Origin of the sequence: Bacillus taeanensis (assembly GCF_003318295.1) — a bacterium.
Classification (GTDB): Bacteria; Bacillota; Bacilli; order Bacillales; family UBA6769; genus Maribacillus; species Maribacillus taeanensis.
Genome location: NZ_QOCW01000002.1, coordinates 49,646 through 68,042 on the forward strand (window position 1 = coordinate 49,646; position 18,397 = coordinate 68,042).

An 18,397-nucleotide genomic window follows, 5' to 3' on the forward strand; every position below is an offset into this window, starting at 1 on the left:
GTTTGTTATACTCTTATCGTAAGGGAGAGGAAGGAATATAGAAAATGGTCGCATCACGAATAAAGCGTAAAAAAACAAAAAAGAAAAAACTATTTGTATTAATGCCGTTTTTATTTTTAATACTTGCAGCAGTTGGTTATAGTGCTTATGAATATAATCAAGGATTCAACAGTGCTTCACAAAATAATGAACCGTTTCTTCATGACCAAGAAGAATTTAATGGGGAAAATGGTGCAGATAATCTGCCGCTTGAAAAAATGAATATTTTAATTTTAGGAATTGACTCTAATGGAACTGAACAGGCTAGAACCGATACGATTATGGTGGCGCAATATAACCCTGAAGATGGATCGTTAAAACTCGCCTCTATTATGAGGGACAGCTATGTTTCGATTCCAGGTTATGCAAATAATAAAATAAATGCTTCATTCTTTTTTGGTGGCCCAGAGTTAATTCGTCAAACAATTAAAGAGAATTTTAATATTGATATACAGTATTATGCTCTTATAAACTTTGACGGTTTTACAGAAGTTGTGGATACCATTGCTCCACACGGAATAGAGATTGATGTAGAGAAAAGAATGTACTATGTTGATAATGCTGCAGGTTTAAAAATTGATTTATATCCTGGTATCCAAAAGCTAAATGGGGAAGAATTACTTAAATATGCTCGCTTTCGACATGATGCGGAAAGTGATTTTGGACGTGTTCGCCGTCAGCAGCAAGTTACAGAACGTGTAAAAGAAGAGTTAATAAGTGCTGCGACAATCGCAAAAATTCCGCGTCTATTAGGGACAATTCAGCCTTATATTGATACCAATATTGAAACAGGGACAATTTTATCTCTTGCAAAAGATTTTATTATAAATCCCGCTGATCAACTTAATACACTGCGTTTACCAATTGATGGAACATTTTATAATGCTCATTATTCCCACGCAGGTGCTGTATTGGAGTTTGATAAAGAAGAAAACCAAAAAGCTTTAAATGAATTTTTTAGTGATGAGTTTGAGGAAGAAAATGAAGAAAAAACAAATGAATTAGCTGCTCAATAAATGAAAGAGGATGACTCAATGAGAGTCATCCTTTTCTTATTCTTTGTTATCAAGTTCAATTTTCTTTTGGGAGTTAAAAATCCAATTTACGAAGTCTTGTCCATGAAAATGTTCATTCAGTTCTCTAAAAACTTTTAACACAATTTCTGCTTCTTTTTGTTCTACTTCTGAACCATTTTCGAGCTTCTCATCTATATAATTAAACAGGCGATATTCATGAAAAAATGATTGTTTTTGAAGTTTAAGTCCTTTTTCTGTTAATTTTACATATGTTACACGCCGATCATTCGGGCGTTTTGAAGAAGTGACTAACTCTTTTTCTTTTAAGCGTTTTATAACCTGCATAACAGTTGAAACATCCCATAATCCTTTTTCTGCAATTTGAGTCATTGTTGCTTCTTTTTCTACAAAAACAATACAAAGAATATGGTGCTCTGCCGCAGTTAAACCATAATGTTTTGCAGCATTTTCTAGATCGTGTTCTAATGCTTTATTAAGTCCCCGTACTAAATTTATAATAACATGTAAATAAGATAGCTCCATATTTAATTCCTCCCAAGCAAACAGAAGTTGTTTTTTGTATTTATTACTCATTATTAAATAAAGTTCCAAACTTTTAAATTAAAATAATGAATCGTTGTGATTTTCAGTTACAATGAACTAGGAAAGTGATTTATAAATGTAAAGTTATTCCACAAGATCAGCAGGGAAGACAAGATTCATTTGTTTTCTTGCTTCATCAAGAATCTCCATCACTTCTAAAGAATGAGCATAAGAGTTAATAGGGGATTCAACTTTACCATTTTTAATTAGCTCGATAAATTCTTTTACCTCATAATACATTGAATCTTGTTTTTGAAAAATTGTAATATTTTCAATTGATCCATCTTTATAGCGTATTTCTACTTTTTCTGGTGTATTAATTTGATCAATAAGAATACTGCCATTCTCCCCTTGAATTTCTGTAGGGAGGTAGGAATTTGAGATTTTAGAATATAGCACTGCTGCTTCCATTTCTTCATATTGTATAAGAAGGCTGCCTTGTCCATCTATACCTGATTCAAGCATTGTACCAGTAGCCTTTATAAACTGCGGCTTTCCAAATAATACAACCATCGGATAAACGCAATAAATGCCAATGTCCATTAATGAACCATTTGAAAATGTTGGATTAAATGCATTTAATACAGTGCCGACTTTATAAGCATCATAGCGAGAAGAGTATTGACAGTAGCTTGAAAAATAGCGTCGAACTTTCCCGATTTTATGTAGGTGATCTTTAACCGCTGTAAAGTTAGGAAGAAAAGTTGTTTTTAAAGCTTCCATTAATAAAACATTATTTTCTTTTGCAGCAGTAATCATCTTCTTTAATTCAGATGTGTTGGAAGCGATCGGCTTTTCGCATAACACATGCTTTCCATGGTTCATCATCGTGATCGCCTGCTCACAATGCAAGGAGTTAGGACTAGCAATATAGACAGCATCAATTTCACTGCTTTTTGCCATAAAGTTGATATCTGTATAAATATGAGAAGCGTTATATTGATCAGCAAATTCTTTGGCACGCTTTTCAGTTCGTGAGTAAACAGCGTTTAACTTAAAATCTTCGGTTTCTTTTGCAGCTTTAATAAAACGTTCTGTTATCCAGTTTGTTCCAATTATTCCGAAACGAATCATAAAACAAGGCCTCCTATAGTATGTCCTTTAAAAAGAAAGGGAATGTTGTATCAATTAGTTTTAAGATTCTTTTATTATATCAAAAAATAGACCTGTTGAAGTAAATTAATTGTATTAGGACAAGGAGCGGTTTGTGTTTTTTTACTTCTTGTGTATAATTTAGTTAAGTTAACTAAACTAAATTAAATTAAATTAACCTATCATATAACGACTATTTATAATGGAGAGGAGAGGGGAAAATGAGTAAGCCATTAAATAAAAAGAAATCAACCATTTATAAAATTGGTATTAGCTCAGTTATTGTATCCTTTATTGTTTGGATTAGTCCGCTGTTAGCACCTTTTTTACCTCTTTCTACAAAAGGAAAATGGGTGTTTACAACAGGGGCGCTTATTTTAGCTGAACTATTGTTTTGGGTAGGAGCAGTAATTGTTGGAAAAGAAGCAGCAATGAAGATAAAAAAATATTTAAACCCACGCAATTGGAAAAAGCAAAAAAGTGCTGTTCTGCAGCAGGGTGGTGAAAAAAATGAGGGATGAAGAGCTTGCTCAAAAGTTTAATCTAGCATTTGAGAAATTATGGGTACTGCATATAAAAGAAGAGCAGGATTTAATAGACTTTTCATTAACCAATCAACAGCAAGCATTATTGATTTTGCTTATTCATAACCCACACATAACGCCAACAATGTTAGCTGACAAGATGGGTATTACAAAAAGTGCGGTTAGTCAATTGCTAAAAAAGTTAGAAACAGAAGGATTTATTAAAAAAAAACAGCATGTTAAAGATAAACGTACAATTCTAGTAGAATTAGGAAGAAAAGGTAAACAGTATAAAAAAGACATTGAGCTGTTTAATAGAAAAATGTTTGAGAAATATTACTCCAAGTTAGCTCCTAAAGAAATGGAAAATATTATTCGATCATTTGAAAAACTCGTTCACTTAATGGAGGGAAATAACAAAAAAGAAGATTGATTCATAAATCAATCTTCTTTTTTAAAACAATCAAATCCGAATGCAGTTGAAGGGGTAAGATCGGCTTTAAGAAGGTTTTTCATTTTTTTAAAAGCATAATGATGATCTTTATCATTTTCTGCAGCCGAACAATCTGAAGGAACATACAGCAAATAATCACGCATATAGGCATCATTTGCTGTAAAAAGAACACATATATCGGTTTGAATACCGGTTAAAATTAAACGTTTTACTTTTAAATGAGAAAGAAGTGTTTCTAAAGTGGTTGAAAAAAAGCCGGAATGTTTCGGTTTAATTACAAAATAATCGTCATCTTCTGGTTTTAAAAGTTCCGCAATTGGTTTGCCGTATGCGTCTTCTTGAAGTGCGCTGTTAACAATTTCATGAAAATCTGAATTCCATTTTCAAACTTCATATCATTAATTACATCAATTATTAGAAGAGCAGTATGAAAACTATCAGGCGCACTGCCGTGTAGATCTGAATTTTTGGTTGATTGCTTTGGCATGTTTGTTCTCCTTTCATCAACTTTAAGTAGAGTAAATGTATGATAGAATAACGAGGTTTAATGTATATTAAGGCTTATACTTTTTCTCACTAGAAGATTCATCTTTTGTACCGCGTTTGTCTTTTTCTTCTCTATATTCTTCTTTAATATCTTCAAGAGGTAGAGAATCGACTGTCATATCTGCTTTTTTTTGCTTTTCTTTTTTTTCGTTTCTATGTTGATGATCTTTCATATTAATGCCTCCTTAAAAAACGTTTTAAAAGTTCTATCTGTTGGTTAAACGATACCCGCTATTATAAAGATTAAACGGAGACGAAGGTCACTTCTTTCATTTATTGAAGCATGCTTTCTAAAAAGATGTTTAGTTCTTAATAAAAACGTGTACGTAATAAGTAACAACATTTCAATGATGAAAGGAGAAGGAATGATGAGTAATCCATTAGTAAAAGAATATGAAAGCGGTATGTCGCTTATCAACGACGTAAAACAATTAGAAACAAAAGGAGTTAGTCAAGATAACATTTATGTCTTGGCCCATGAAGAAGGTCGAACAAAGCAGGTTGCAGATAAAGCAGATATCAATACGATTGGTCTAAAAGAACAAGGATTGGGAACCTCCTTAAAAAATGTGTTTCAAAGTACTGGTGATGAACTACGCAATAAGATGGAAGAAGTAGGCCTTTCTCAAATGGAAGCTAAGGAATATGAAGAAAAGCTTGATGAAGGAAAAATATTATTAATTGTAAAAGATTATGACAAAAACTCGGAATTATTGTAGGAAAAAGAGGTTTGCCAATGATGGTAAACCTCTTCTTATGTTGTATTAAGAAGGTATGAAATGATGATAAATGATAAAAATAAATAAAAATGGAGGCGAATAGAAATGGCAAGTCAAACTGGAGCAATTGTTCAAAGTTCTTTGGACGCTTTATTAGAAGATAAAGAATTTTTATCGAACTTACAAAATGAATTAAGAGAACAAGCATTTACATCATTAGCAGCAATCTTATCAACCCCAAATCATGTACATAAATCATTTTTACGTGTTCCTTTAGAAAATGGGGAGGTAGTCCGTATTCCAGCTTTTCGTATTCAACACAACAATACATTAGGTCCTTATAAGGGGGGGATTCGTTTCCATGAAATGGTAAACGAAGAAGAAGTAACAAACCTTGCCGCCTTAATGACACTGAAAAACGCGCTTCATGAAGTTCCCTTTGGTGGTGGTAAGGGCGGTGTAATTATTAATCCAAGAAAGTTCAGTGAAAAAGAACTTTTGTTAATTTGTCAAAAATATGTTCAGTATTTTAGTGATGTTTTAGGTCCTGATAAAGACATTCCGGCTCCAGATGTAGGAACAGGAGATCGTGAAATGGATTGGATGATGGCAGAATATAAAAGCATTCATCCAGGTAAACCATATAGAGGCAGTTTTACAGGGAAAAGTGTGTTAAATGGAGGTTCATTAGGACGAAGAGAAGCCACAGGAAAAGGGGTATATTATACGCTTAGATACATGCTTTATGACTTTTTAAAAGAACAAAAAAAGTGGCTTTCAGATAGCGGGAATATCTTTGCTAAAACAGCTTTAGCGTTTGAAGATGATCCTCTCAAAATTGCTGTGCAAGGATTTGGTAATGTAGGATCGGTTGCGGCGCTTGAAGCGTATCAATGTAATCATTTACAAAATAAAATTGTCGCTGTAAGTGATCGAAATGTAACGCTCTATAACTCTGATGGTCTTGATGTGCCGGCACTAGTAGAATATACTGCAAGTAACAATGGCGATTTACCTGTAACCGATGAACAGTTGATAGAGGCAGATGTAAAAGCAGAGATAAGGGACCGAAATGACGTACTTTATCTTGATGTCGATGTGATGATTTTAGCCGCTTTAGAAGATGTCATTCATAATGAAAATGTTGAAAAAGTAAAAGCGAAAATTATTGTGGAAGGAGCTAATGCACCTGTTACAGGAGAAGCGGATAAATCGCTAAATGAAAAAGGTGTCATTATTATCCCTGATATTTTAGCAAATGCAGGAGGAGTAATTGTTTCCTATTTTGAATGGCTTCAAGGTCGCGAAACACAGTTTTATAGTGAGCAAGAAGTATTTGAGCTGCTTTTTAATAAAATGAAATCGACAATGAATATGATTTTTCCTCAATATTTTGGTGATCCATTTCCACTTCGGCAAAATTGTTATATTCATGCAGTTATGAAATTATCAACAACATTGTATCGTCAAGGAAAACTCTATTAATTATTCTTTTTTGGTAAAATTTTTCTAATGGAGGATAAATCATTCGCATAAAAAGCCCACTACACGTACAAGAGGTAGTGGGCTTTTTATGATTACATAATATATGAATTTTCTTACATTGCCTCTTAGGTATCTTTATAATATAATTTTTTATAAACATTCAGACAAAAAATACAACTCTTTTTTAAAAATAAATGAGTTATTATTTAAATATACTTTTAAGTTTTTTAGCTTTTATTTTGGATGGATAGGAATGGAGAAAGTATGAAATTTAAAACAAAGCTTTATGTGGGCCTAGGGTCAATATTAGCTTTTACGGCACTTTTAGTTTTTATTTTATTGTATATGCTCAATCAATTATCAGTAAACATGAATAGTGTTGTAAACGATATGTATGAACGAGTAAAACTGACGGCAATTCTTCAAAATGAGACAAATAATATGGGGCGCGAATTAAGAGAAATTGCATCTGATCCACCTGATCATATCCTTCCGACTATTGTAAATGAATGGGAGGAGTCTCATCTCAATATAAAATCATCTGTTGATTTTTTAGAAAAAATGGATAAACGTGAAAAATCCCAAGAATTACTTGTGAAGTTTAACACACTCTATCAAAGATATAATCGTATCGGTGAGCAAGTGATCACATTTGTAAAAGTAGAGAAAGAATCTAATTTTGAAGAACTTCTCTGGAATGATGCGAAGCTTACCCAGCAGCGTATGCTTCAAATAGCTGATCTTTTAAATACCCTTCAAGAGCAAGAAATGAAAGATGAGCTGTACAGAACAAGAAAAACACACAATATTGCCGTTCAAATTATTTATGCCTACGTTATTGTTGGTTTAATATTAGGGATATGTGCCGCAATGCTGTTAATTAGAAGTTTAACGAGAAATCTACATAACGTAACGTCTGTTATGTCGAGTGTTACTTATAATAATGATGCAAAGCTGCCGCGTATCCATATGAACTCAAAAGATGAAATTGGCGAAATAGCTATTGCTTTTAATGAAATGGCTCAAAAACTTGAAGAACATGCAGCGGGAGAAAAAGACCTAAAAGAAAAAGCAGAAGAACAAAGCTGGCTTAAGTCAAAGGTTGCTAGAATTGCAACAATGTATCCAGAAGCTGAAAATCTACAGAATCTAGCTCAAATGCTTATGACAAAGGTCACACCTATGGTAGAAGCAAGTTTTGGAGCATTTTATTTGAAAGAAACAAGACAAGGAGAACCTTACTTAAAAAAAATAGCTTCTTATGCATTTAATCAGCAAAATGTTGGATTTGATGGTTTTTCATTTGGAGAAGGACTCATTGGGCAGTGTGCCACAGAAAACCGCACAATACTGCTTACTGACCTTCCTGATCACTATGTAAGAATTGGCTCAGGTCTCGGGGAAGCTTATCCGACAAGTGTTATCATTTTGCCAATAGAATTTGAAGGGGAAGTGCTTGCAGTCATGGAACTTGCTTCTTTCAAGTTATTCAATTCTCTTCAGCAAAAGCTGCTTCAAGAAGTGATAAGCAATATTGGGATTACAATTAACAACATTGATAACCATACGAAAGTTGAAAAGTTACTTCATGAATCTCAGTCATTAACAGAAGAACTCCAAAGTCAATCAGAAGAGCTGCAAATGCAGCAGGAAGAATTACGATTAACAAATGAAAAGCTTGAAGAACAATACGGGAATTCTGAGCAGAGAAAGCGCGAGTTAGAAAGAATCCGTTTAATGCTGGAGGAAAAAGCGCATCAGCTTGAAGTAAGTTCACAATATAAATCTGAGTTTCTTGCTAATATGTCGCATGAATTGCGAACTCCTCTTAATAGCTTGCTTATTTTATCACAAATGCTTGCTGAAAATAGTGAAGAGAACTTAACTCAAAAGCAGCTTGATTATGCGCGTACAATTTTTACATCTGGAAAAGATTTGCTTCATCTCATTAATGACATATTAGATTTAGCAAAGGTGGAGTCAGGAAAATTAGAAGTTCATTCTGAAGAAGTGATGGTAAATCAAGTTAAGGAAGAGGTTGAAAATCAATTTTTACCAATCGCTTATCAAAAAGACGTGATATTCACAGTTCAGCTTGAGTCTAATTTACCGAACTCTTTTTATACAGATAAGCAGCGGCTGCTGCAGATTCTAAAAAATTTACTTTCTAATGCTTTTAAATTTACTAATGAAGGCGAAATAGTAATGATTGTAAAAAATGTTAATTTGTCAAGCGGTGCTTATAAAAACAATTCCATGCTTGCTTTTTCGATCATTGATACAGGCATCGGTATTCCAAAAGATAAGCAAACTCTTATTTTTGATGCATTTAAACAAGCTGATGGTACTACGAGCCGTAAATATGGCGGAACAGGCTTAGGATTATCAATTAGCCGGGATCTTGCTCAATTATTGGGGGGGTTTATTAAGGTAAAAAGTGAGGAAGGTCAAGGAAGTACATTTACCCTTTATTTACCAGATAACCACCAAAAGCTTGTAAATGAGCTAAATTCTTCACAAAAAGAAGCGGCAGTTGGACTTGATCAACTGGAAGAATCGATACAGTCTAGAGAAAGTGGAGAAGAAATAAATAAAGCAGATAAAGATATTATGCAGCGAAAAGCATTGTTTAAAGGAAAAAAAATTCTTATTGTTGACGATGATATGCGCAATATTTTTGCCTTAACAACTGCACTTGAAAAATATGAAATGGACGTTGTTTTTGCTGAAAATGGTCAGGAAGGAATTGAATTATTAGAAGAAAATCCTCATACAGACCTAGTTTTTATGGATATTATGATGCCTGAAATGGATGGTTTTGAAGCAATTCGGCACATTCGTCAACTAGAACAGTTTAACAACTTGCCAATTATTGCCCTTACAGCAAAAGCAATGAAGCATAATCGAGAACAATGCATTGAAGCTGGCGCATCAGATTATATAAGTAAACCAGTCAATTTAGAACAGTTATTTTCACTTTTACATGTATGGTTGTATAGATAGGTGGACAAGTAGATGATTAATCAAATTGATAGTATGATTAATAATGAATCAAAAGCTAATCTAGAAAGAATAGAGATTGAGCTGCTTCTTGAAGGGGTTTACCGTTATTATGGATTTGATTTTCGGAACTATGCTTTTTCATTTATAAAAAGAAGAATTTTTCAATTGCTTCAAAAGGAAAGTTTAACGAGTGTGTCTGCATTACAAGAACAAATCTTGTATAATCCCAATATGATGAAAAAATTGTTTCATGCTTTTTCAATTAATGTAACGGAAATGTTTCGTGACCCATCTTTTTTTAAAACATTGCGTATAAAAGTAATTCCATTATTAAAAGATCAGCCTATTATTCGCATATGGCATATCGGCTGTTCAACTGGGGAAGAAGTTTATTCGATGGCCATTCTTCTTTATGAGGAGGGAGTATTAGATCAAGCACAAATTTATGCAACAGATATAAATGGTACTGTGTTAGAGAAGGCAAAGCTTGGTGCTTTCCCAATTGAAAGCATGCAGCACTATACGAAAAACTACCATTTATCTGGTGGAAAACAAGCTTTTTCAGAGTATTATACTGCTAAAAATAATGAGGTTGTTTTTCACTCTTTTTTGAAAAAAAATATTGTATTTGCGCAGCATAATGCAGCACTTGATCATTCTATTAATGAATTTCATATTATTATTTGTCGCAATGTTCTTATTTATTTTAATAAACAGCTTCAAAATGAAGTGCAAAAGTTAATTTATGAAAGTTTAAGTCCCCTTGGTTTTTTAGGGCTAGGAAAAAGAGAGGAGGTTCGATTTACTAGTTATGGAAACTGTTATAAAGTCTACGATTCAGCAGAAAAATGGTATAGAAAAATCCAATAGTGAAAGAACTTCTAAAAAAATAAATATATTAATGGTTGATGATCACTTGGAAAATTTACTTGCGCTTGAAGCCGTATTATCATCTTCACAGTATCATCTAGTAGGTGTGAACTCTGGAGAAGAGGCATTAAAATACATTTTAAGGGAAGATTTTGCACTGATTTTATTAGATGTACAAATGCCGGGACTGAACGGCTTTGAGACAGCAAAGCTTATTCGATCAAGAGAAAGATCAAAACATATTCCAATTCTTTTTATCACAGCTATTAGTCAGGATATGGACCATGTTCTACGCGGCTATTCAGTGGGAGCAATTGATTATATTTTTAAACCATTTCATCCTGAAACATTAAAACGAAAAGTTGAACAATTTGTAAATATTTATAAAAATCATGAGAAGAAAATAAGTAAAACAGAGACCAAACATACAGTTGAACTTGAAAAAGTAAACAAAAAGCTTAATCGCACAAACAGCAGTTTGCGTAAAATGGAAGCATTAACAAAAGCTTCTAGTGAGGTCTTATTTGACACAATTGTTACATTTGATGGGGATGGAACGATTGCAGCGGTTAACCCTGCCGTAAAAGCGATGTTTGGATATAAAGAAGAAGAACTAATTGGTGAGTCTATTATAAGTTTGTTTTCTGAAATAAGTGGTGAGAAAGAAAGTAGAACAGTTCTTCTTGAAAATTCTTTTAAAAAGTCGTTAATTGGTAAAGTAATAGAAGCGACAGCAATTCGTAAAAATAGCAGTATATTTCCTTGTGATCTTCAAATCGGCGAGGCAATCATTGAAGAGGAGCCTATTTTTGTTTGCTCAATAAGAGATGTTACAGAAAGAAAAAAAATTGAAGAATTAAAAAACCAACAGGTAAATGATTTAGAGAGGCTTGTGAAAGAGCGGACAGCAGAGCTTATACTTGCAAATGAAAAGTTAAAAAAAGAAATTGAAGAACGTAAAAAAATGTCAGATTTTTTAGCTTTATCAGAAGAGCGTTTTCGAAAGATCTTTGAATCAAGCCCTAATTTATTGGCCATTCGTTCAAAAGTTGATGGAAAATATTTTGATGTAAATTCAACTTGGGAAAATGAAATTGGTTATAGTGTAGATGAACTGAATGGTCATTCAAATGAACTTCTTTATTATGCAGCAGATTCAAGTGATAAAGAGAAAATAAAGAGAAAAAGTGTAAAGATCGATGATGTGCTTCGTAATGAAAAAGTTAGCTTTGAAACGAAAAGTGGGGAAGTTCATCAGGGGCTGCTGTCAACAGAAGTAATTGATATTCAGTCTGAACCATGCATTCTTATTGTATTAACAGATATTACTGAAAGAACCCACTTAGAGAAAGAAATGTCACGTTTAGATCGTTTGAATTTAATTGGAGAGATGGCTGCAGGAATTGCTCATGAAATCCGAAATCCAATGACTACAGTATGTGGTTTTTTACAAATGTCAAAGAATAACCGTGAAATTTTAACAGCTGAACATATTGATTTAATGATGAAAGAGTTAGGAAGAGCCAACGCTATTATCACGGAATTTCTAAATTTAGCGAAAAACAAAGTAAGCGATCAATCAAAGCAGCAGCTTAACCCTATTATTGAATCTTTATTTCCGCTCATTCAAGCGGAAGCTATGCTTAGTGATAAACATGTTCTTCTGCAGTTAGATAAATGTCCCGAATTATATTTAGATGAAAAAGAAATCCGACAGCTCGTTTTAAATCTTTCATTAAATGGTCTTGATGCTATGCAATCTGGAGGTATTTTAACAATTCGAACATATTGCGAACAATCAGCCGTTATTCTGGAAATTATTGATACTGGTTCTGGAATAAAACAAGACATTATTGAGAAGATTGGTACACCTTTTTTTACAACAAAAGACGAAGGTACAGGCTTAGGGCTTGCTATTTGTTATAGTGTTGCTGAACGGCATCAGGCAGAGATTTCAATCGATACAAGCAGTGAAGGAACAACATTTAAAATTCGTTTTACGAACTAATTATCACCATTTTAACAATTATTCAAGGGGAAGAGGACAATGACAAAAAGAAAACTCATCTTCCTAATAGCAGTGTTTTTTCTTTGTTTATTAATAGGTGTTACCGTTCAATCAGTAGAAAATAAAAATAAGCCTAAGATTGTTGTTGTTTTAAAAGATGGAAACAAACAGTATTGGAAAATTGTGGAGGCTGGAGCGAATAAAGCGTTTGCAGATTTTCAAGTTAATGGAAAGGTGGTTGCCTCTCCCTCTGACAGTGAAGTGATTGGCCAACTAAAGGTCTTAAGAGAAATATTAAAACAAAATCCTGATGCCCTAATCGCAGCACCTTCTCATTCATCTGCCTCTATTCCAATATTCAATGAATATCATAAACGAGATATTCCGGTTCTTCTTATTGATTCAGATGCTGATTGGGAAGAAAAAACAACTTTTATCGGAACAAATAACGTTGAATTAGGTGAAAAAGGTGCCGCACTGTTTGGCTCCATGCTGCAGCCTGGAGATAAAGTAGCGATTATCACAGGACCGAGCTTCACACCAGTATTTGTTGAAAGAGCTATGGGAGCAAAAAAAACACTGCAGGCTGCTGGAATCGAAATTGTTACAGAGCGGTTAGGCTATAATGTTTTGCTTCAATTAAACCCAGTAATGGATTCCATTTTAGAAAAATATCCTACTATTAATGGTGTTTTTGCTTCTAATGATCCTATGGCGATTCATGCTTTAAAAAGCATTGAAGAGAAAGGCCTAAATATCCCAGTTATTGGTGGCGATGGCATTGTTAGTATGATTGAAAAAGTTGAATCTGGAATCATTACAGCGACAGTAGCACAAAACCCTTATGATATGGGATATAAAAGTGTTGAAGCAGCGCTTAAAGTAATTAATGGGGAAGTTGTTGAAAAGAGAATTGACAGTGGTGTGGATATTATTACAAAAGACAATGCGAAAGATAAGCTGCAGTTTTTAGAGAGTATTTTAGAATAAATTAATATGAACTTTTCTTTGTTCGTACAGTGAAACAGGAATTAGCGCATAAAAAGAACGTATAATAAGGAAGAGACAGCTGGCGTGAAAAAAACTGTTTTTTTACGTCAGCTATCGTTTTATAGTAAAGTATAAATATGGCAGCTGCATTTATTAGAAAGAGGTGAAGAAGATGAACAGTAAGATTCAAGCTTTTTATTCAAAAGTAAAACAGGCAGTTGAAGAAACAGCACATAAAGTAAAAGATAAAGCAGGAGTTTATAAACAGAGAGAAACTGTTACAATTGCTGAAGTCTCGGAAATGATCCAGCATCATTCAGAGTCAAGAGTAAAAAAGCGAACAATGCTTGGGTTAACTTATCGTTTTTATAAATTAACCCTTGAAAATATAACATTTGAGATGGAAACAAAAGGGGCGTTTAATGAAGAGCTTTTATGTTTATCCATTTATACAGAGGATGCTATTCTTTTAACTTATCGTTCTTATGAAAATAAACGAAACAAACATGAACCAATCTCAGCAAATCACTTAGCAGCCGTTGTTAAAAGGAATGATCATTAATGGTTACATAATCATAGATACTGTCCGCACGAAAAAACGCCTCTTTTGCTATATGCAAATGAGGCGTTTTTTATGAACATAAATGAAATATATTTGTAATCAAAACTTTACAAAAGCTGGGTTAATTTTTCGGAAAAAAAGGGTACATAACAAATGAATGGAAAAAGTTTTAGGAGGGATACATGATGAAGAAAAAAGCTGCAGGTATATTTGAGAATGTAGGTCAGGCTGTTCAAGTAATCGAGGAATTAAAAGTTGTAGGTTTTACAATGAATGAGATTTCATTTATAGTAAAAAACACAGATGATCTAAATACAATTTCTCAAATAACGAATATTCCACCAACAAGTACAACAGACCAAGGGCTCACTGCAGGAGCTGTTTCAGGTGCAATAACAGGGGCTGCTGCTGCCGGAACTTACGGAGTATTTGCTGGAATGAGCGCGCTTGCTATTTCTGGATTAGGTCCGGCACATGCGGCAGAAGGTGTAATTGATACGGTAAGATATTCAGCAAAAGGACTGGCTTCTGGTGGTATTACAGGTGCCCTTATAGGACTGGGTCTTTCTTCTCAAGAAGCGGTTGAATATGAAGGGTATGTGAGGGATGGAAAGATTTTAGTATTAGTTCAGACAGATTCGATTCGTGAAGAGAGCGTTCAGGACATTTTTACAGCCAATGAGTCATTGCTTTCAGAAATGAAAAGGATTCAAGAAAAAGCTAAGGAAGCATTAATTGAGAAGCATAACAAAACAAACAGAGAGGAATTTTTAGAAGGACTGCGCTAAGTTAGGCAGTCTTTTTTTGATTAAATATATTTCATTATCACATATTAATGCTAAAGGAGGGGGAATTATGTTTTCATTACGTGGAGATGCCCATAAGTTTTATTTAAAATTAAAGAGATCAAAAAGAAATAATTATCCAATTGAGCACTTTATAGAAATGAAAGAAATAGAGGAGATCGAAACTTTTTATAAAGAAGTTGAAAGCCCCACATTAAAAACAATTCGCTATAGGATGATAAAAGAAAAAAAGGGATCTGGAATTATTCCGATATACATAACCTCCACACCTTGGCTCATGTTAGCATTTGCTAAACCACTCCAAAAATTTTTATTACAAGATGGAAGTGAACTGTGGCTTGTTTTTGTTTTAACATATATGGCTGCTCTTACAGTTAGTGTGATTGTGCATTTTAAAGAAAAAGCATGGGCAGCTGTACATATTGAAATCATTGAAGAAGTTTTAAAGAAAAGGGGAGAGATGAACAGCAGTTAGAGTCTGGATAACATTGTTTTAATTTGTTTAATCGTTTTCTGATTAGGGAATGGTATTCTTGAAATCACGTAATATGTCCAGATTGAAATAAGTGTTCGGACGTATTTAAAGGAGAATCTAAAAAATGGTAGGAGATGATGAAGGTTTGCGTAGAGAAGAAATCAATGAACGTATTAAGGAAATGGAACAGCGAATAAAAAAAATTGAAAATGGTGACATGGTGGATCAAGAAGATTTAAAAAGAAAACAGCGATTAGAAAGAGAAATTGAGTGGCTTAGAAGTAAAATTGTGATTGAATAAAAAACGAGAAAAATCGATAATAAAAAACCTTTCCAATAAATTGGAAAGGTTTTTTATGTTATGTAGTCCCGCTCCGTCGTCACCACAGTGTCTCAAAACCCGCTCTCAAGCAGGTGGGTATTCGCAGCAATGCTTTTAACTTCCCGCATAAATGCGGGCATGTTATCCACATTGATCTCTTGAATTCCCTTATTATACGCATCGGTTTGAGACATCTTAAGTAAACGAGCGTCGCAGGGTTATACATAACATATAGTGAAACCTTTCTTACACGGAAAGGCTTATTGGAATATTACTATACCATACTATATCCACTAATACAAGTAAAGGTATATGTGATGGCAAAAGAGTTAACATATTAGCATCATAACGAATAAGTAATAAGTTCAATATTACAATTCGTTGTACTTAGTATATTATCTAATTTTAGCTCTTTTTTCAATAGGTTATAGTTTGAAAATTTACCATATATTTTATTTTTATATAAAAGAATAAGATAAAACCAAAAATGAGCTGTAGGTGTAAGGAAGATTATTCAACTGCAAATTTAGTTCAAATCATATTCTTCTAGACCACATGTTATTTTTTGTTTATGATTAAAGGGAAAAAGTGATGTGAATAAGGGGACAAGCATTACGATTACTTTTTTAAAAGCTGAAAAGGAAATGAAGACAAGTCGTATAAAAAAAGAAAAGCGAGGAATACTTTCATTATAGTACGATTGTTGAACTTGTAGCTCAATTGGTTAGAGCAGCTGGTAATTACTTGCTAATTATTATGCGATTTGCAGGTTCGAGTCCTGCCAAGTTCGCCAAACAAAAGCTGAAACTTTTATCATTAAAAGTTTCAGCTTTTGTTTTTAATGAATTTCCTAAAAAAGGATAAGAGTGAAAAAAGAATGTCATACTAAATATTAAACTTTAACGATGGGAGACATAGTATGAAAAAGTCGCTCTTAATAATATTTACTGTCTCGATTTTGCTGTTTTCAATAGGAATAGTTTCGGAAGTAGGTTATTCAGCCGAGAAGGTTTATGCAGAAAAAGAAGCTGCAAAGCCTAGTTATAAAAATCGCTCTGAAATTCCTGAGCAGTACAAATGGAAGTTAGAACATATCTACCCTAATCAACAAGAATGGGAGAAGGATATAAAGAAAGCAATTGAACTAGCGAACAAATTTGCAAAATATGAAGGAAAGCTAATAAAATCGCAAAAAATGCTAAAGAAAGCAATTGATGATTACAGCAATCTAATGCGTGTACATGATAAAGCATACGTTTACGCACATATGATGCTTGATGCAAATTCTTCTAATGCAAAGCTTCAAGATTTAGCGGATCGAGCTGATAAAATGAGTGTCAGTGTTCGAGAAAACACATCATGGTTAAGTCCTGAAATTGCTGAATTATCAAAAAAGAAAATAAACACATATTTAAGAGATGAATCACTGACAGACTATAATTATTTTATTTCTAATATTATTCGAAAAAAATCTCATACATTATCTAAAAATATGGAAGAGCTTCTTGCGCAATCCTCTCCTTTAGCGAGCACTCCGAAAAATATATTTGAAATGCTAACAAAAGATATTCAATTTCCTGTTATTACTGATAAAGATGGAAAAGAATTAGAATTAACGCGATCAAATTTTTTCTCTTATTTAGAAAATGATAATCGAGAAGTACGAAAAAAAGCTTTTCAACTGTATTATGAAACATTAAAAAAATATCAGGATACATTTGCACAAACACTTGGCGGTGAAGTAAAAGGGAACAACTTTTATGCGAAGGCCCGTAAATATGAATCTGCGATGGAAGGAAGCTTAATTTCAAACAATGTCCCGACAAAGGTGTATGATCAATTGATTGAAACGGTAAATCAACATTTACCGCTTATGCACCGTTATATGGCTTTAAAAAAGAAAATGCTTGGCGTAGAAGAACTGCATATGTATGATATCTATACACCCATTGTACAAGTTGAACAAAATTACATTTCATTTGAGGAAGCGAAAAAAAGGGTAATTGAAGGCTTAAAGCCGCTTGGTGAAGAATATACAAGTGTCTTAAAAAAGGGATTTGAAGAAGGCTGGATTGATGTTTATCCTACAAAAGATAAGCGGGGTGGAGCTTATCAGTGGAGTTCTTATGATACACACCCTTATGTATTATTAAACTATGAAGGAACAAGAGATGATGTTTCAACGATTGCACATGAACTTGGTCATGCGATGCAGTCTTACTATACAAATAACAACCAGCCCTACATTTCCTCAGGTTATCCAATTTTTACGGCAGAAGTTGCTTCAACAATGAACGAACAATTGCTTTGGCATAATGAATATAACAGTGCAAAAACAAAACAGGAAAAAATATATTTGCTTAATCAGCGTTTAGAAAATTTTCGTACCACATTATTCCGTCAAACCCAATTTGCCGAATTTGAAAAAATGATTCATGAAAAAGATCAAAAGGGTGAATCGTTAAATGCCGAAGCTTTGAAAAAAGTTTATAAAAGTCTGAACGAGAAATATTATGGACCTGTCATGATTTCAGACGAAGAAATTGCAATGGAGTGGGCTCGAATTCCCCATTTTTATTCAAGTTTTTATGTGTATCAATATGCAACAAGTTTTGCAGCTTCAACAGCACTTGCAAAACAAGTTCTTGAAGAAGGGGAAACAGCTGTTTCGAGAATTCGTAACAATTTCTTATCAGCTGGAAGCTCAGATGATCCAATTAGTATTTTAAAAGAAGCTGGTGTTGATATGTCAACTGCCGCACCGATTGAAGAAACAATGACCGTTTTCAAGGAAACGCTGGATGAACTTGAAAAATTATTAAGCGAAGAATAAATTTTATCTAGCAATAGGAGTCAGCATCACCTCTTAATAATTTTGCTTTT

The 18,397-nt window shown here is 33.5% G+C and carries 19 protein-coding genes, 1 tRNA gene and 1 other RNA gene; 15 read left to right on the top strand and 6 right to left on the bottom strand.

Annotation, left to right across the window (positions count from 1 at the left end; genetic code table 11):
• The first annotated feature begins 44 nt into the window (after positions 1 to 44).
• Positions 45 to 1,055 carry an LCP family protein gene (locus DS031_RS02685; RefSeq protein ID WP_113804399.1) on the top strand — a complete coding sequence of 337 codons (1,011 nt, stop codon included), beginning with the start codon at positions 45 to 47 and terminating at the stop codon, positions 1,053 to 1,055.
• 36 nt (positions 1,056 to 1,091) lie between these two features.
• Here DS031_RS02685 and DS031_RS02690 read toward each other — a convergent pair whose 3' ends face one another.
• Together DS031_RS02690 and DS031_RS02695 are read right to left on the bottom strand one after the other, a co-directional pair.
• On the bottom strand, positions 1,092 to 1,598 hold the full coding sequence (locus DS031_RS02690; protein WP_181832980.1) for a MarR family transcriptional regulator: 507 nt from the start codon (positions 1,596 to 1,598) through the stop codon (positions 1,092 to 1,094).
• A gap of 144 nt (positions 1,599 to 1,742) precedes the next feature.
• Positions 1,743 to 2,732, bottom strand: coding sequence for a Gfo/Idh/MocA family protein (locus tag DS031_RS02695; protein ID WP_113804401.1), 990 nt, complete (start codon positions 2,730 to 2,732; stop codon positions 1,743 to 1,745).
• Positions 2,733 to 2,971: 239 nt separating this feature from the next.
• Here DS031_RS02695 and DS031_RS02700 point away from each other — a divergent pair, with 239 nt between their 5' ends.
• Complete coding sequence (locus DS031_RS02700; RefSeq protein ID WP_113804402.1) at positions 2,972 to 3,271, top strand: transporter suffix domain-containing protein; 300 nt, start codon at positions 2,972 to 2,974, stop codon at positions 3,269 to 3,271.
• Positions 3,261 to 3,707: a MarR family winged helix-turn-helix transcriptional regulator gene (locus DS031_RS02705; protein WP_113804403.1), complete on the top strand. Its 447-nt coding sequence runs from the start codon at positions 3,261 to 3,263 to the stop codon at positions 3,705 to 3,707. The genes DS031_RS02700 and DS031_RS02705 overlap by 11 nt, the downstream gene beginning before the upstream one ends.
• An 8-nt stretch (positions 3,708 to 3,715) precedes the next feature.
• Here the strand turns inward: DS031_RS02705 and DS031_RS02710 are convergent, their stop codons facing one another.
• From DS031_RS02710 to DS031_RS23435, 3 genes are all read right to left on the bottom strand, one after another.
• The gene (locus tag DS031_RS02710) at positions 3,716 to 4,087 is read right to left on the bottom strand and encodes a cysteine hydrolase family protein (protein WP_342767224.1); all 372 of its coding nucleotides are present in this window, start codon (positions 4,085 to 4,087) and stop codon (positions 3,716 to 3,718) included.
• Positions 4,030 to 4,215, bottom strand: a complete 186-nt coding sequence (locus DS031_RS24005) for a hypothetical protein (protein WP_245947167.1) — start codon at positions 4,213 to 4,215, stop codon at positions 4,030 to 4,032. Before DS031_RS24005 ends, DS031_RS02710 begins: the two co-directional genes overlap by 58 nt.
• Positions 4,216 to 4,282: 67 nt before the next feature.
• Positions 4,283 to 4,447, bottom strand: coding sequence for a hypothetical protein (locus tag DS031_RS23435; RefSeq protein ID WP_181832981.1), 165 nt, complete (start codon positions 4,445 to 4,447; stop codon positions 4,283 to 4,285).
• Between the two features lie 177 nt (positions 4,448 to 4,624).
• Here DS031_RS23435 and DS031_RS02715 point away from each other — a divergent pair, with 177 nt between their 5' ends.
• The 10 genes from DS031_RS02715 to DS031_RS23440 all read left to right on the top strand — a co-directional run bounded on the left by DS031_RS02715 (position 4,625) and on the right by DS031_RS23440 (position 15,493).
• Positions 4,625 to 4,993, top strand: coding sequence for a YflT domain-containing protein (locus tag DS031_RS02715; protein WP_425451922.1), 369 nt, complete (start codon positions 4,625 to 4,627; stop codon positions 4,991 to 4,993).
• Between the two features lie 105 nt (positions 4,994 to 5,098).
• Complete coding sequence (locus DS031_RS02720) at positions 5,099 to 6,478, top strand: Glu/Leu/Phe/Val family dehydrogenase (RefSeq protein ID WP_113804405.1); 1,380 nt, start codon at positions 5,099 to 5,101, stop codon at positions 6,476 to 6,478.
• A gap of 264 nt (positions 6,479 to 6,742) precedes the next feature.
• The gene (locus DS031_RS02725; protein ID WP_113804406.1) at positions 6,743 to 9,481 is read left to right on the top strand and encodes a response regulator; all 2,739 of its coding nucleotides are present in this window, start codon (positions 6,743 to 6,745) and stop codon (positions 9,479 to 9,481) included.
• Between the two features lie 12 nt (positions 9,482 to 9,493).
• Complete coding sequence (locus DS031_RS02730; RefSeq protein ID WP_245947169.1) at positions 9,494 to 10,351, top strand: CheR family methyltransferase; 858 nt, start codon at positions 9,494 to 9,496, stop codon at positions 10,349 to 10,351.
• Positions 10,293 to 12,359, top strand: coding sequence for a PAS domain S-box protein (locus tag DS031_RS02735; protein WP_113804407.1), 2,067 nt, complete (start codon positions 10,293 to 10,295; stop codon positions 12,357 to 12,359). Before DS031_RS02730 ends, DS031_RS02735 begins: the two co-directional genes overlap by 59 nt.
• Positions 12,360 to 12,398: 39 nt before the next feature.
• Positions 12,399 to 13,349: a sugar ABC transporter substrate-binding protein gene (locus DS031_RS02740; protein WP_113804408.1), complete on the top strand. Its 951-nt coding sequence runs from the start codon at positions 12,399 to 12,401 to the stop codon at positions 13,347 to 13,349.
• 172 nt (positions 13,350 to 13,521) lie between these two features.
• Entirely contained in the window at positions 13,522 to 13,911 is a 390-nt protein-coding gene (locus tag DS031_RS02745) for a hypothetical protein (RefSeq protein ID WP_113804409.1), read from the top strand.
• 185 nt (positions 13,912 to 14,096) lie between these two features.
• The gene (locus tag DS031_RS02750; RefSeq protein ID WP_181832982.1) at positions 14,097 to 14,699 is read left to right on the top strand and encodes a general stress protein; all 603 of its coding nucleotides are present in this window, start codon (positions 14,097 to 14,099) and stop codon (positions 14,697 to 14,699) included.
• A 67-nt stretch (positions 14,700 to 14,766) separates the two neighbouring features.
• Positions 14,767 to 15,192, top strand: coding sequence for a hypothetical protein (locus DS031_RS02755; protein WP_113804411.1), 426 nt, complete (start codon positions 14,767 to 14,769; stop codon positions 15,190 to 15,192).
• Between the two features lie 124 nt (positions 15,193 to 15,316).
• Positions 15,317 to 15,493, top strand: a complete 177-nt coding sequence (locus DS031_RS23440; protein ID WP_181832983.1) for a hypothetical protein — start codon at positions 15,317 to 15,319, stop codon at positions 15,491 to 15,493.
• A gap of 61 nt (positions 15,494 to 15,554) precedes the next feature.
• Here DS031_RS23440 and ssrS read toward each other — a convergent pair.
• Positions 15,555 to 15,736: non-coding RNA, 6S RNA (gene ssrS, locus DS031_RS02760), on the bottom strand.
• 483 nt (positions 15,737 to 16,219) lie between these two features.
• Here ssrS and DS031_RS02765 point away from each other — a divergent pair.
• Both DS031_RS02765 and pepF read left to right on the top strand, forming a co-directional pair.
• A tRNA-OTHER gene (locus tag DS031_RS02765) sits at positions 16,220 to 16,307 on the top strand.
• 126 nt (positions 16,308 to 16,433) lie between these two features.
• Positions 16,434 to 18,347 carry an oligoendopeptidase F gene (pepF, locus tag DS031_RS02770; RefSeq protein WP_113804412.1) on the top strand — a complete coding sequence of 638 codons (1,914 nt, stop codon included), beginning with the start codon at positions 16,434 to 16,436 and terminating at the stop codon, positions 18,345 to 18,347.
• Positions 18,348 to 18,397: the final 50 nt, after the last annotated feature.